The sequence below is a fragment of the Bartonella sp. CM120XJJH genome, from assembly GCF_042194715.1.
Classification (GTDB): Bacteria; Pseudomonadota; Alphaproteobacteria; order Rhizobiales; family Rhizobiaceae; genus Bartonella.
Window position 1 is genome coordinate 1 of sequence record NZ_JBHINE010000125.1, and the last position, 634, is coordinate 634.

Annotated in this window: 1 protein-coding gene; it reads right to left on the bottom strand. The window is 38.2% G+C overall.

Annotated elements, in window-relative coordinates:
• Positions 1-561, bottom strand: a 561-nt coding sequence (gene bet, locus ACFIKU_RS10160) for a phage recombination protein Bet (protein WP_375657437.1), incomplete at its 3' end; no start/stop codon positions are given.
• Positions 562-634 lie beyond the last annotated feature (73 nt).

A 634-nucleotide genomic window follows, 5' to 3' on the forward strand; every position in this document is an offset into this window, starting at 1 on the left:
AGAAACTAACTTCGTTTGTACGTTATGGTTTGTTTCATTGATACGTTTTGCTTCATCTTCTTCATAAATACCGGAAAGCCCGAAAGCATAGCGAGCACATTGTATAGTGGCTTTATGGCGCAACATACGTGCGGGGTATTTTTTCCAAGGGTCACTGTGGGCTTGTTCGCATTCTTTGAGATATTCGGTGACTTCGATAGGATCTTTAATCCCTTTGAGACGAATAGCACATTTGATAGCAATGATATTCCCATTCTCATTGAGTTGATCTTGAAAGGTCATGCCATCAAAGTCAGGATTTGATTTGATGATCTTTATCCAACCGTCGATAGAAACAACGGGTATGATGCCGCCGCCTTTTTTAGGGAATGCATAGATTTCTTTTGTTAAAGGGTTAAGTCCATAAGTATTGGCAACAAAAAGAAAAACGGCAAATTCTGCATCAGTGATGACATTAGCATTTTTATCTCCAATACAAGTTTTTATGATTGTGGTTCGAAATTCTTCAGCAGAAAATCCATATTTTTCTGCCATTTCTTTTAAAAAAGTAGAATTTGTCATCTTGATTTCCTACATTGCGCGCAATTCCCCCGTGGCGTGAATCACGCTTGTGTTTAAAAATTGTTTGTGTGGT